Source organism: Kutzneria sp. NPDC051319, from assembly GCF_040682195.1.
Lineage (GTDB): Bacteria > Actinomycetota > Actinomycetes > Mycobacteriales > Pseudonocardiaceae > Kutzneria.
This window is the reverse complement of the sequence record NZ_JBFBAM010000006.1, coordinates 171,056-185,388: the sequence shown is the minus strand read 5'-3', so window position 1 is coordinate 185,388 and position 14,333 is coordinate 171,056. Positions and strand designations below refer to the sequence as shown.

Sequence of the window (14,333 nt, the reverse complement as noted above, 5' to 3'; positions counted from 1 at the left end):
CAACACAATCGCCCCATGAACCTGAACCGAGCACGACTACGAATCGCCACCACGGTGGCCGCCGGGTTCCTGCTGGCCGGTTGTGGCGTGGCGAGCGCCGATCAGTCCGCTGTGGACTGGCGGGACTGTGGCGCCGGGGTTCGCTGCGCCACCATGACTGTGCCGGTCGACTGGCGGCGTCCCGGCGGGCCGGCGACGCTGATCAACCTGGCGGAGGTCCCGGCCAAGGATCCGACCCATCGCCTTGGCTCCCTGATCGTCAACTGGGGCAGCGGAAGCAGCACCTCGACCGTTCACACGACCCCGCTGCCACCGGTGTACGACGACCTCACCCAGCACTTCGACGTCGTGGTCATCGACTCACGCGGCGTCGGACAGACCGACAACCACACCCTCGTGCCGTGCCCACGCCCCGAGCCGTCGGCCTTCGACCTCGTCAAGGCAACGGGCCAGGCCGACTGGGACGCGCACGCACGAGCCAACGCCGCCTACGACGCCAGTTGCCGACAGGCCGCCGGCCCCCTGTTCGACGGTCTCACGTCATGGCAGACCGCGCACGACATCGAGGCCCTGCGAACGGCCCTGGGCGAGCCGAAGCTGCGCTATATCGGCAACTCCTACGGCGCCACCTACGGTCAGGCCTACGCCGACCTGTTCCCGGATCACGTCCAGAGCATGTTCCTCGACGGCGTTCCCGACCACACGCAGCCCCAGCTGGAGGACTGGCTGCGCGATCGCGCCGTGACCCAGGAACAGCAGCTGTTCCGGTTCCGCGACTGGTGCGACGCCCGCACCTCCTGTGCCCTCCACGGTCAGGACGCCGTGCGGATCTGGGACGACCTGGTGGCCAAGGCACCGCTGCCGGTGGGCCAACTCGACGTCGGCATGCTCAACAGCCTGCTCACGCCACCGACCTGGCCCAAGCTCGCCCAGACACTGGCCAAGGCCAAAGCCGGCGACCCGGGCGACTTCCTGACCACCATCGCTCCCCTGCCGCCGGAGCCCCAGGGCTACCTGCTCGACGAGACGCTGTGCCACGACTACATGCCCGACGTGCCCAGCTACCACCAGTTCCTCCCGATCGAGCAGCGGCTCAAGACGGTGGCCCCGCACATCGGCTGGGCGGAGGGCCGCCTCGAACTGGGCCGCTGCGTCGGCCTCTCCCTCGCACCGTCCTATCCACCGGCACCGCTCAAGGCCACCGGAATGGCACCGGCGCTCGTCGCGATCGGCGAGCTCGACAGCAACGCCCCCAACCTCGGCGCCGCCCACGTCACCACGCAGCTTCCCGGGGCCCGGGCCATCTGGCACGGCGACGGCCACGCCGCCTATTTCCTACACGGCAACACTTGTCTCAACGGCTACGTCATCCGCTACCTCACCGACGGCACACTGCCGGCCGCCGGCGCCACGTGCCCGGCCGAGATGATGAACCACGTCGGTCAGCCGCTCGATGCTACTGGCGCAGGCAGGTGATCCAGTAGTCGCCGGCGGAACCGCGGTGCACGCCATGGGTTTCGCTGGGAAAGCCGGGGAAGCGGCGGTCGAAGGACTCCAGGGCGCGCAGGTAGCGCAGGGTGGGCTCGTCCTCGTGACCGGCGTTCTCGCCGGGCATGAGGACGGGAATGCCGGGCGGAGTGGTGACGACCTGGGTGGCCACGGTGCGGTCGGCGAGCTCGGCCAGGCGGACAAGCTCCGTGCCACCACGGAGAAGACGCTGGTAGGTCTGGGCGGGCGTGAGAACGGGTCGAGGAGGATGGGTGAAAGCCTCGTCCAGCAACGGAATCAGCGAACTGGAGCGGAGCTGGGCATGCATCTCGTCGCAGAGCTGACGGAGGGTGAGCCGGCCATAACGCGACGGGAACTCCTTGACCAGGGCGGGAAGGACGTCGGCAAGCGCGGTTCCGGTGTCGTACAGAGACTTGAAGTCCAGCAGACCGTCGAGCAGAGTGCCCCACTTGCCCTTGGTGATGCCCATCGAGAACAGGATCAGACACGTGTAGGCGTCGGTCTTCTCGACGACGATGCGCCGCGTCTCCAGGTAGGCGGTGAGGATCTTGGCCGGGATGCCGGTGTCGCCGGCCGTGCCCCTGGCGTCGGTGCCGGGACAGGTGACGCTGACCTTGATCGGATCGAGCAGGCAGTAACCCTCCTCCAGCCCCGGGAACCCGTGCCACGAGGCGCCGGGGTCGAGGGTCCAGCACGAAGGCTCGGTCCGCAGCAGGTCCACCGGGGCGTCGGCGAAGTCGTAACACTGACCGCTGCGAGGATCACTCACTTCCGGTGGCTGCCAGGTGCCGAAGAACCACGGGGGCCGGTCGCCGGCGACGGCGATGCGGCGGCCGATGCGGGCGACGGCCTGACGGAAGCGGATGGCCTCGGTGACGGCCTCGTCGGACAGCCACTGGCCGCCGGCGCCGTCCATCATGGCGGCGGCGACGTCGAGCCCGGCGATCATGGGATACATCGGCGACGTGGTGGCGTGCATCATGAACGTCTCGTTGAACTGCCGGTGGTCCACCGGCGACCGGGGCGAGTTCTTCACGTGCAGCATGGCGCTCTGCGACATCGCCGCGAGCAGTTTGTGCGTGGACTGGGTGGTCAACACGGTCGGCCGGACGGCGTCGGGAACGGTGGAAGCGTCCACGGACATGCCGTATCGACGGGCATAGAGCGGATGGAAGCGGGCGTAGGCGAACCACGCCTCGTCGAGGTGCAGCCGAGGCACACTTTCGCCCAACAGCGCGGAAAGCCGAACAGCGTCGTAGCACAGGCCGTCGTAGGTGGAGTTGGTGATCACGGCGTACACGGCCGACGGATCCGCCGCCCCGGCCGCAAGCGGATTGTCCTGCAACAGGTCCGCGACGGCGGAGCGATTCAGGGCCGCGGGCGGGATCGGGCCCATCAACCCGTAGCCGTTGCGGGTGGGCACAAGGTAGGCGGGACGGCCGCCGGTGAGGGTCAGGCCGTGGTAGATCGCCTTGTGGCAGTTGCGGTCCACGAGCACGAGCTCGTCGGCGGCGATGCTGGCGTGCAGCGCGATGCGGTCGGCGGTGGAATCCCCATGCAGCACGAAATACGTCAGGTCGGCGCCGAAGATCCGGGCGGCGTTGCGCTCGGCGTCCCCGATCGGACCGGTGTGCTCGAACAGGGAACCCAGTTCGGCCACGGAGATCGACAGATCGGTGCGGAACAGCCGCTCCCCGTAGTAGTCGAACAACGTCCGCCCCACCGGCGACTTCAGGAACGCCACTCCCCCGGCGTGCGCGGGAGTGTGCCAGGAGTACTCGTGGGTGTCGTCGAAACGCCGAAGCTCACGGAAGAACGGCGGCAGCAGGTCATCCCGGTACCGCCGCGCGGCGACGCCGACCCGCCCGGCGATGAAGCCGGGCGTGTCCTCCAGCAGCCACACGTAGCCGCAGACCGCCTCGGACACCCACAGCGGCAGGTCGTCCACCGACGCCGCCGTGGTCACCAGGAACACCGGCAACCGGGTGAAGCGGGCCATCAGCACGGTCAGCACCGCCTCGGCCGGCCGTTCCAGGACGCCGTCGGCGTCCTGGAGGTCCCAGCTCACCAGGGCGGCGGTCAGGTCGGCCCGGCTCTGCACGAGGGCCAGCGCGTCCTCGTCGGTGCCGGCACGGATCACGCCGTGCCCGTCGCCGGCCAGGTGCTCGCAGATCCGCGCCAGCTGGTCGGCCGTCACCGACCCCGGCGAGATGTCGTTGAGCGCCAGCAGAATCGTCGATCCGGACAAGGCGGGCTCTCCTCCCGGTGCGGCCGGAACTCGCCATCCAGGTATAGAGGTCGTTCGGCCGCAGCGTCGATCGTCCGGAAGGATGAATCGACTGTCAGCCGATCGGAGCAGCCACCACTTGGTACTTCGACGCCGACCACGCACCGGCGGTCGGCTCCAGCCGGATCGTCACGGTCGACGGGTACGATCCCGGCACCTCGAAGGAGTCGGTCAGCCAACGGGAACTCTTGTTGGCCAAGGGTTCCACCCAGGCGCCGATCAGCCGGCCGTTCACGAACACGGTGGCGCTCTGGTACCCCGATGCCTGGTCACCGGTGCGCACCAGGCGAAATGCCCCGGAGGCATGCGCGGTGAAGCTGATCGGACCGGTCGCCGCCGTGACGGTCCCGGTCACCGGCTGGGCGCTGCCCTCGAAGGTGGAGGTCAGCGATGCCCGGGTTTCGCCGACGGCCTGATATCCATGCGCGGCACGGCTTCCGGCGTCAGCCGGATCGACCACATCGGACTGTGTCGCGGTGGCATTGCCGTCGCCGTACCAGTAGGCGGTGGAGCTGTAGGCCGCCGCGGCGTCGTTGGCCGGCCCGTGCTCGATACCGAACCTCAGACCGGTGTCGAAGGGCACGGAATCGGGCAGCAACAGACGATATGTGCCCGTGCAGTCGTACTGGCAGCCGTCGCCGGCGGTCTGGTAGGCGGGGTTGCCGACCAGCGGCATCGCGTAGGTGGTACCGTCGCGGAAGTACCAGCCGGACTCGTAGAAGTCCTCGGTGCCCGTGCCGTGCCAGGCCGGACTGGCCGAGCCGTCCACGTAGGCCCGCTCGTCGCCTTCGAGGTAGGCCCGCTGGTTGCCGGTCGGGATCAGCCCTCGCATGGTGTGGGTGACGCCGTAGAACACGCCGTGGCCACGCACGTCCATGAACGGAAAGTCCGTCCCGTCGACCGTGGTCGAGGCGATGTGGGTGGCGTGAAAGGGATCCTGGGCACTGCCGCCCGGTGCGGAGGTGACCTCCGCCGTGGCGCCGGCGATCGCCGCACCACTGCCGTTGACGAGCTGCACGGTCGCGGTGCTGGAGAACGGCATCGGCCACCACGCGGTCAACCAGCCGCCGGGAGTGGCGTCGATCGAGGACATCAGGGTGCGGGTGTCGAACTCCCCGAGCCCGGAGCCGAAGAACTCGCCCAACGGAGCGTCCACAGTGGTCCGACCGTCGAAGGCGATGCGCAGCCGGGCGTTGGACAGCACGGAGTTCGTGGCGTCGACCTGACCGGCGGGCACGCCGTAGCGGAACACCCGGCTGCCCTGCCAGGTCGGCGCGGTGATCTGGTAGCCGTGGGCCTGTTCCTCGCCGGGATGACCGGGACCGAGGTCGACCACGTCCGTGCGGTTCCAGTCGGCGCCGACCTCGCTGTGCACGTCGTACCGGAACTCGTTGACGTCCACGGAGGACGACACGAAATCGTTCTCCACGTGCAGCAACGACTTCCCCGCCGTCAACGCCGCCGGCAGCTCGATCGCCTGCTCGGCCCACATCCCACCGGGCACCGCGGCCCCGTTGGACCACTGCCCCACCGACTGCCCGTCGACCACGAGATTGGCGCGCTGACTGCCGATCCCCGGGTCGTAGCGGCGGGTCAACCGCACACCCGAGTTGGCGGGGTCGATCGCCACCGCAAAGGCACTGTGCCCGCCGGCGCCGAAGGCACGGCCGTCGTCGCCGACCCGCGGACTGCGCGCCAACTGCGGCAACCGCAGGCGCAGCTGCGTGATTCGGCCCGGGCCGGTGAGCTGGGCCAAGGTCGTCGTCCCGCCGGGAAGGGCATCGGCCGACGCCGTCACGGTGCTCGCGCCGGCCGCGGATCCCTTGGGATCGCGCAATCCGAACGCCCGCAGCTTGTCGATCACGTCCTGCGCCCGGTCGCCGGGATCGAACGTGCTCACACCGGCGGGATCGGCGAACGTGCGGTAGTCCACGTGGTAGAAGAGCGGATTCTGTTCGGTGGTCACGCGCATCGACTGCCGGTACGGCATCGGCACCTTGATCACGGAACCGCCCGCGGTGTCGTCGCCGTTGCCGACCAGCGGCCACACGAACGGCGCCCCCACTTTGCCGTCCACCACGTCCTGAAGCGGGGCGTTGAGCACGGTCTTCCCGTCGAGCTCCACCTTGATCCGGCCGGTCTTGGCCACCACGCCGTAGTCGCGCGTGAACCAGATCGACGACAGCTCACCGGCCCCGGAACGCTCCGCGATCACGCAGCCGTCGGCCGTCGTGCGCAGGCAGGAGTAGGTGCCGTTGAACCCGTCGTCATTGCCGCCGGTCCGGTCGAAGCTGGAGAACTGACGGCTGCGCGCCCCGTCCTGCGGCAGCCCCAGGGCATCCATGTGGCGGTAGACGTCCCAACCGACCGGACCGTTATCCACAATGGACATCGGACGGGCCGACACCGGCGAGGTGAGCATCGCCGCCAGGCCTAACGCGCACAACACCCTACCGATCACCGGGTCCCCCTCCGCCGCACGGAATCCCGAGTCAACCAGCCGAGGACACGCGCTGTCCACGCCGACGGCTTTCGTGTTTCTACAAGCCGTCGACCGAGTCGTACAGGGTGAAGAAATCGCTCAGACCGATCATCGCGAACACCCTGGTGAGCTGCATGGGCGGCGCGGCGATGGCGAACGTGGCGCCGAAGGACTCGACCAATCGGCTGCTCACGACGAATGCCGAAACGCCGCTGGAGTCGCAGAACCCGAGGTCGGACAGGTCCAGCACCAACTCCTGGCCCGCCGTGAAGGTCAGACCCTGGCACGCCTCGCGCAACTCGAGCGCGGTGGCCATGTCCAGATCGCCGTGCAGGCTGAGAATGTGCCTGCGCGGGCTGGAGCGCGTGGTGATGGCCAATCCGCTCACGACTCGGCCCGGACGGTCAGCGCCAACAGGGCGGTGTCGTCGGTGAGCCGGTCGCCGAGGCCGTCGAGCATCGTCGCCAGGGACGACACGATCTCGACGGCGCCACGGCCGACGAAGCCGTCGGCCAGCTGGGCAAGATGCTCATCGCCCAACTGGGCTCCGTCGAAATCACGAGCCTCGGTGAGGCCGTCGGTGTACAGCAGCACGGACTCCCCTGGGGCCAGACGCGTTGACGCGACGGCAATGGTCGCATCGGGCAGGATGCCGATCAGCTGACCGCCTGGCGTGTGCAGCATCTCGATCCGCCCGTCGGCCCGCGCCACCAGGGCCGGCGGGTGGCCGCCGCTGGCGACGGTCAGCGTGAAGCCGTCGCCGTCCGGCACGAGCAGCCCGAACACGACCGTGCAGTACCGGGCATCGGCGGCGTGGCCCTGTTGCAGCACAACGCTGTTGAGGTTGGACAGCACGGCGACGGGATCGGGGTCGTAGACGGCGGCCGCCCGCAGGGTGTACCGCGTCAGCGACGTGACGACGGCGGCCTCGGGCCCCTTGCCGCAGACGTCACCGAGGAAGAACGCCCATCGGTTGCCCGCCAAGGGAAACAGGTCGTAGAAATCGCCGCCGATGTGCTCGTACGACGCGGCGTGGTAGTGCGCCGCGACCTCCAGCCCCGGCACTGCCGGCAGAATCGGCGGCAGCAGGGTCCGCTGGAGCGTTTCGCTCAGCCGCTGCCACCGGGCGCATTCCTGCTCGGCGGCCTCGCGGGCCCGCAGCAGCTCCCGCTCGTAGGCACGGCGTTGGCGGGCGTCGAAGACCGTGCTGCGGATCAGCAGCGGCGCCCCGTCCGCGCCGGTCTTGACCGTGGAGTTGACCAGGACGGGCAACCGCCGGCCGTCGGCGGCCACCAGTTCCAGCGCGATCTCCCGCGCCTGCCCCTGCATGCGCAGCAGCGGCGCGAAGTGGGTCTCGTGGTAGAGCCGGCCGCCGACGGTGAGCAGGTCGGTGAAACGCTTGCGGCCCACCAGATCCTCGCGAGCGTAGCCCAGCCAGTCCAGCAGCGTCGCATTGATCTTGGCGATCTCCCCGTCCAGCAACGTGGACAGGTAGCCACAGGGGGCGTTGTCGTACAGGTCGGCCGCGTCGTCCTCCAGGAGCGCGGAGAATGACGGGCGGTTGTCGTCCTCTGTTGGGCCACCGACGGATTCGTCGTGGGTGGGGCTCATCATGCGCGGCTCGCGGGCAGCGTCTCGAGAAAAGCGCGTAGCGCCTTGGCCGTCTGCTCCGGCGCGCTCAGGTGCGGGCAGTGCCCGGTGGCCTCCAGCACGACCATCTCGCTGCCCGGAATGGCCCGGTGCACGTACTCGCCGACGGCCAGCGGGGCGATCAGGTCCTCGCGGCACTGCATGATCAGCGTCGGCACGGTCACGCCGGCCAGGTCGGACCGGTTGTCGCCGGTGAACGTGACGTGGGCGAAGTGTCGGGCGATGGCCGGGTCGGTGCGGCAGAAGCTGTTGGTGAGCTCCTCGCCGAGCGCTGGGCGGTCCGGGTTGCCCATGATCGCCGGCGCCATCGCCGCCGACCAGCCCAGATAGTTGCTGTCCAACGAATCGAGCAGCTCGTCGATGTCGGCCGCGCTGAACCCGCCGGTGTAGCCGTCGTCGTCGATATAGCGCGGCGAGGGGCCGACCATCGCCAGCGCGGCGAAGCGGGACGGTTCGCGGGCCGCCGCCAGCACGCCGATCATCGCGCTGACCGAGTGCCCCACGAACACCACGTCGCGCAGGTCGAGCTCGTCGCAGATCTCCAGGACGTCGTCGGCGTAGCCGCCGAGGGTGGCGTACCGCTCGGGTCGCCAGGCGCCGAGGTCCGAGCGGCCGGCGCCGACGTAGTCGAACAGAACGATGCGGTGGTCCTCGGCGAAGTCCGGCGTCACCAGCCGCCACATGTTCTGGTCGCAGCCGAAGCCGTGCGCGAACATCAGCACCGGACCCTCGCTACGACCACCGACCGTGACGTGGTTCCTGCCGCGTATACCCATGATCACCGAGTATGGCACCGGCCCGGCCCGACCGCCGTGCGTCTGGGCCGTCCGGCCGAGTCGAGGGACCGCGACCCGGACCCGAAATGCCTCGTTGTTTCATTTGTTACGCCATTGCCCGACGCATTGTTTCGTTGCGCACCAGTCTTTCTTGACATCTCCAACAACCAGTGCTGCACTTCCTAAACCCTGTTACAGATATGTTACATTTGTTTCACGAGGAGGGTGTCCCTGCATGACCTCCACCGAATCCCGCCGCAGAGTGCTGGCGACCTGCGCCGCCGCGGCCCTGGTGGCCTCGGGGGCCGTCTACGCGGTGGCCCAGGCGCCGTCGGCGTTCGCGGCAACCTCGGCCAACGTGTGGCTGACCACGCCCGACCGGTCAAACCTGTTGACCCAGAAGGCATCCGTGCCGTTCGGGACGCCGGGCAGCGGTGCAGTGATCACCGTCGACCCGAACACCACCTACCAGTCCATGGTCGGCTTCGGGGCCTCGCTGACCGACTCCGCGGCCTGGAACATCTACAACTCCCCGGCCCGCAACAGCATCATGACCGCGCTGTTCAGCCCGACCAGCGGCGCCGGCCTGGACTGGCTGCGCCAGCCCCTTGGCGCGAGCGACTTCTCGCGCAACTTCTACAGCTACGACGACGGCTCGGCCGATCCCGGCCTGTCGCGGTTCTCGGTCAGCCATGACCAGTCCTACATCCTGCCGCTGGTCACGCAGGCCAGGCAGCTCAACCCGGCGACCTCGGTGATGGTCGTGCCGTGGAGCGCGCCGGGGTGGATGAAGACCAACAACAACCTGGTCGGCGGCTCGCTGTCCACCAACTACGAGAGCACCTTCGCCGACTACCTGGTCAAGTCGGTGCAGGCCTACCAGTCGGCCGGCGTTCCGGTGCAGTACCTGGCCGTGCAGAACGAGCCGCAGAACCAGCCCGGCGGCTACCCGGGCATGCTGATGGACGCCGCCCAGCAGAGCCGGATCATCAACACGCTGGCGCCCAAGCTGTCCGCGGCCGGGCTGGGCACGAAGATCCTGGCCTGGGACCACAACTGGGACAACCCCGGCTACGCGACGCAGGTGCTGTCCCAGACCGGCAACAACACCGTCGGCTCGGCCTGGCACTGCTACGGCGGCGACCCCAGCGCGCAGACCGGCGTGCACAACCAGTACCCGAACAAGGACATCTTCTTCACGGAGTGCTCCGGCACCGAGTCGGGCAACACCTTCGCCGACTCGCTGCTGTGGCAGGGCCGCAACCTGGCCGTCGGCGCCACCCGCAACTGGGCCCGCAGCGTCAGCCTGTGGAACATGGCGCTGGACAACAACCACGGTCCGGTCATCGGCTCCTGCGGCAACTGCATGGGCCTGGTCACGGTCAACGGCGGCACCGTCACCTACAACGCCGACTACTACGTGCTGGGCCACCTGGCCAAGTTCGTCAAGCCCGGGGCGGTGCGGATCAACTCCACCGCGCAGAACCAGGGCGGCATCGAGAACGTGGCCTTCCGCAACCCGGACGGCTCGATCGCGCTGGTCGCGGTGAACTCCGGCGGCACGCAGAACTTCCAGGTCTCCTACGGCGGCCAGTCGTTCGGCTACAGCATGCCCGCCGGCTCGATGGCCACCTTCACCTGGAACGGCTCCGGTGGCACCACCCCGCCGCCCACCGGCCCGATCGACTCGTCCAAGTGGTACTCGGTGACCAACCAGAACAGCAGCAAGTGCCTGGACGACGCCAACCGCGGCACGGCCAACGGCACCGCGCTGCAGCAGTGGACCTGCACCGCGGCCACCAACCAGCAGTGGCAGTTCCGGTCCACCGGCGACGGTTACTACCAGGTCGTCAACCGCAATGCGACCAACCTGAGCTGGGATGTGTCCGGCGGGTCCTCGGCGACCGCTGACGGCGCTCAGGTGCAGCTGTGGAGTTATGTCGGCGGCTCCAACCAGCAGTGGCAGGCGGTGGACCAGGGCGGCGGGAGCTACCGGTTCGTCGCACGGAACAGCAACAAGTGCCTGGACGTGCGGGATCAGTCCACAACGGACGGCGCCCTGCTCCAGCAGTGGACGTGCAGCGGTGGGCCGGCGCAGTCGTTCCAGTTGACGGCCCAGTGACCGTTCGGGCGCGCGCCGCTTTGGGTCGCGCGCCCGAATGCCCGCTCTCGCGTGACCGACCTGTGCCCGTTTCGGGGCGATGACAGGAGAACGGCTCTGCACTTACCTACCGATGTTCACTCTGTTGCCGGAAATGGGCCTGCCCGAATGCCGTTCTCCTGAAGATGCCTCACTTGTGCGGCGGCCCTATGGTGTGATGATGACCTCTGCCACGGCACCGACGCCACGGCGTACCGCAGCGCGGAACTACGGAATCTGGTTTTTCGGCGCGCTGGGCGGCATTCTGTGGGGCTATGACACCGGCGTGATCTCCGGCGCCTTGCTGTACATCGACAAGGACATCCCGCTGAGCCCGCTCGACCAGGGCCTTGTCGTGTCCGGCCTGCTGGCCGGCTCCATGCTGGGCGCGGGGCTGGCGGGCCGGCTGGCCGACTCGTGGGGCCGACGCAGAATGATCCTGGGCAGCGGCGCTGTGTTCGTGCTGGGCACGCTGGGCGCGGCGCTGTCCGGGAACGCCACGTTCCTGGTGGGCTTTCGCTTCGTCATGGGTGTCGGCGTCGGTGTCGCTTCCGTTGTGGTGCCGATGTATCTGTCGGAGCTGGCGCCCAAGGAGGTGCGGGGAAAGCTCACCTCGCTGATGCAGCTGCTGGTGACCGTGGGCATTCTGTTGGCCTACATCGTCGACTTCGCGTTTTCGTCCGGCGGCGACTGGCGCTGGATGATCGGCCTCGGTGTGATTCCGGCCGTGCTGCTGATGTTCGGCATCTACACCCAGCCGGAGAGTCCACGCTGGCTGGCGGTGCACCACAAGGACAGCGACGACGCCGAGAAGGTCCTGTTGTCCCTGCGGGGCGACAAGGAGGCCGCGGCGGCGGAACTCAGTGAGATCAAGGAAAGCGTGCGCAGGGAAGCCGAGCAGACCGAACCTCTGCGGCTGCGCATGCTGACCACCGGCCGGCTGCGGCCGATCTTCGTCGTCGGCATGCTGCTGGTGTTCTTCCAGAACTTCGTCGGCATCAACACGATCATCTACTACGCGCCGACCCTGCTGACCAACGTCGGTTTCGGGGCGTCCGGGGCGATTCTGGCCAATGTCGGCATCGGCGCGGTGAACATGCTCATGACGCTGCCCGCGATGCGGCTGATCGACGTGGCCGGCCGGCGGCCGCTGCTGCTGTGGGGCGCCCTGGGCATGTGCGTGGCGATGATCCTGTTGGCCGTGGTCAACCTGTCCGGCCTCAGCACCGGTCCGCTGCTGCTGACGCTGACGTTGGTCGGCATCGTCGGCTACATCGCGTCGTTCTCCATCTCATGGGGCCCGGTGCAGTGGGTGGCGCTGCCGGAGTTGTTCCCGCTCAGGGTCCGCGCCGGCGCGGTCGGCCTGTGCGTGGTGTTCAACTGGCTGTTCAACCTGGTGGTGGCGCTGGCCTTCCCGTCGCTGCTGGCGACGTTCGGGGCCGGGCTGAACTTCCTGTTCTTCGCGGTGATGACCGGACTGGCCTTCCTGTTCGTGTCCAAACTGATGCCGGAGACCAAGGGCCGCAGCCTGGAGGACATCGGCAACGATCTCGTGTACGGCCACTGAGTCCGCCCCATCGGCAGCCTTGGTGGCGGGACGCGGGCCACCCGATCTCCACCCGGGCCAGCGGCGGGACCGCTCCAGCAGGGTCTGGACGGCGGCCAGGTCGCTGAACGGGGCATCAGCTGGGTCTGGACGGCGGCCGGGTCGCTGAACGGAGGCATCAGCCGGGTCGGCACCAGCCAGTCGATGATGCCCGGCCCCGCCGACGAGCGCAGCAAGGGGTTCGGCCAGGCGGTCGGCCGTGCAGTCGACGTACCGGGTCCGGAAAGCTCACCGGCGGAGGCCAGCTCGCACAGGCCCTTGTTCCAGCCGACGTCGTCGATCCGGCCGCTGCCCAGCTCCGTCGATCCCACGTCGTAGAAGGACGACGGCTGGTGCAGCCGCACATACGGGTACGCGACAGTCCAGTACCAGCCCAGCTGGTGGTAGCGGTCGACCACGCCCAGGACTTGGGTGTGGACAGGACGTGACGCGGGTCGAAGAAGGCTGGCTGGACTCCGTCAAGTCGGCCGACAAACGCCAATCCTCGTCAACGTAGACTTCACACCGTGAGCGAAACAGCAATTGCTCACCCTCCGCATTCACCATTCACCAGCAGGGGGTCACCAACAGTGCCGAACGCCGTCACCAAACATTACCTAGCCGAATCCTCGGCGTCGAAGCCGCTCCGCGAAACCGCGCGTGAGCTCCGCCTTCCCGAGGCTTATGCCGCTTCTTACGGCACGGTCCAGCTCGATCGCCCGCTGTTTGTTCCCGAACGGGAGATCGGCGATTTCGCCGCCGATCTCGCCGCCGTCTTCGACATTCTGGTTTCGCTGCCCGGCCGGCTGTTCGACGGCGATCTCCGCCGCTACTGCGCCGCGCTGGGCATGGACGACCGGCTGGCCGAGCTGATGTGCCGCGGCGCCACCGGCGCGCCACCGCTGTACGCCCGGGCCGACGCCTACCACGACGGCACCTCGTTCAAGCTGCTGGAACTCAACATCGGCAGCGAACTCGGCGGCCTCGACACCGCGCAGCTCAACCGCGCCTTCCTGGCCCGGCCCGAGTTCGCCGACTTCGCCCGGCGGCACGAACTCGGCCACGTCGACACGATTCCCCGTGTCGCCACAGCTTTGCGCGCCGCCGCCCTCGTCGACAAGCCGGTGGTCGCGCTGATCGAGAGCACCAACGGTCTCGCCGCCCACGCCCACGTGTTCACCGCGCTGCGGGAAGCGTTGCGGGATCAGGGAATCGACCTGTTGCTGGGTGAGATCGACGAGCTCGGCGAGCGGAACGGCCACATCACGCTGCGGGGCCGGCCGCTCGACGTCGTGCTGCGCTACTTCGTCGCCGGCGAGCTCGTCGACGACCCGGCCGGCCAGGAAAAGCTGGACCTCCTGATCGCCGCCCCCAAGACCGTGTTGTTCACGTCATTGGGGGCAGGGGTGCACGCGAGCAAGGGCAGCCTGGCGATGCTGCACGACCCGGACGTCCGCGCCACCTTCACGCCCGACGAGCACGCCGTCGTCGACCGGGTCGTGCCATGGACGCGACTGCTCGGCACCGCCGCTGACCAGGACGAACTGGTCCAGCACTGCCGGGACGAGCGCCGCAACCTCGTACTCAAGCCGGGCGTCGGCTACGGCGGCGTCGGCACCGTGGTCGGGCATTCCGTCACCGACGAGCAGTGGCAGCGGGCCCTGGCCGAGCGCCGGACCGGCGACCACGTGGTGCAGCGCCGGGTCCGGCCGAGGACCGAGCCGGTGCTGAACGCCGAGACCAATGCCATCGAGGAATGGGTGGCGAACTGGGGGATTTTTGTCGACCCCGCCGGTTATGCCGGCGGATTCGTGCGGGCGCTCAAGCCCGCCGACGGGGCCGTGGTGTCGTATTCGAATAGCGGCACCCGCGGGACCTGCGTCTTCACAACCAGAACTTCCTGA

The 14,333-nt window shown here is 68.6% G+C and carries 9 protein-coding genes; 4 read left to right on the top strand and 5 right to left on the bottom strand.

From position 1 onward, the window contains the following. The first annotated feature begins 15 nt into the window (after positions 1-15). Positions 16-1,476, top strand: a complete 1,461-nt coding sequence (locus AB0M73_RS08165; RefSeq protein WP_363888432.1) for an alpha/beta fold hydrolase — start codon at positions 16-18, stop codon at positions 1,474-1,476. Here the strand turns inward: AB0M73_RS08165 and AB0M73_RS08160 are convergent. From AB0M73_RS08160 to AB0M73_RS08140, 5 genes are all read right to left on the bottom strand, one after another. Beyond that, entirely contained in the window at positions 1,457-3,757 is a 2,301-nt protein-coding gene (locus tag AB0M73_RS08160; RefSeq protein WP_363888430.1) for an Orn/Lys/Arg decarboxylase N-terminal domain-containing protein, read from the bottom strand. The two genes, AB0M73_RS08165 and AB0M73_RS08160, sit on opposite strands and share 20 nt — an antisense overlap. A gap of 94 nt (positions 3,758-3,851) precedes the next feature. Further along, the gene (locus AB0M73_RS08155; protein ID WP_363888427.1) at positions 3,852-6,257 is read right to left on the bottom strand and encodes a glycoside hydrolase family 172 protein; all 2,406 of its coding nucleotides are present in this window, start codon (positions 6,255-6,257) and stop codon (positions 3,852-3,854) included. 79 nt (positions 6,258-6,336) lie between these two features. Beyond that, positions 6,337-6,666 (bottom strand): STAS domain-containing protein, encoded by a 330-nt coding sequence (locus AB0M73_RS08150; protein ID WP_363888424.1) that lies wholly within the window; start codon positions 6,664-6,666, stop codon positions 6,337-6,339. After that, positions 6,663-7,892 (bottom strand): SpoIIE family protein phosphatase, encoded by a 1,230-nt coding sequence (locus AB0M73_RS08145; RefSeq protein ID WP_363888421.1) that lies wholly within the window; start codon positions 7,890-7,892, stop codon positions 6,663-6,665. The genes AB0M73_RS08150 and AB0M73_RS08145 overlap by 4 nt, the downstream gene beginning before the upstream one ends. Further along, positions 7,889-8,704, bottom strand: a complete 816-nt coding sequence (locus tag AB0M73_RS08140; RefSeq protein WP_363888419.1) for an alpha/beta hydrolase — start codon at positions 8,702-8,704, stop codon at positions 7,889-7,891. Before AB0M73_RS08140 ends, AB0M73_RS08145 begins: the two co-directional genes overlap by 4 nt. Positions 8,705-8,939: 235 nt before the next feature. Here AB0M73_RS08140 and AB0M73_RS08135 point away from each other — a divergent pair, with 235 nt between their 5' ends. The 3 genes from AB0M73_RS08135 (at position 8,940) to AB0M73_RS08125 (ending at position 14,333) form a co-directional block, all read left to right on the top strand. Next, positions 8,940-10,826, top strand: a complete 1,887-nt coding sequence (locus AB0M73_RS08135) for an RICIN domain-containing protein (RefSeq protein ID WP_363888417.1) — start codon at positions 8,940-8,942, stop codon at positions 10,824-10,826. 199 nt (positions 10,827-11,025) lie between these two features. Next, the gene (locus AB0M73_RS08130; protein WP_363888414.1) at positions 11,026-12,411 is read left to right on the top strand and encodes a sugar porter family MFS transporter; all 1,386 of its coding nucleotides are present in this window, start codon (positions 11,026-11,028) and stop codon (positions 12,409-12,411) included. 608 nt (positions 12,412-13,019) lie between these two features. Then, positions 13,020-14,333 (top strand): hypothetical protein, encoded by a 1,314-nt coding sequence (locus AB0M73_RS08125; RefSeq protein WP_363888411.1) that lies wholly within the window; start codon positions 13,020-13,022, stop codon positions 14,331-14,333.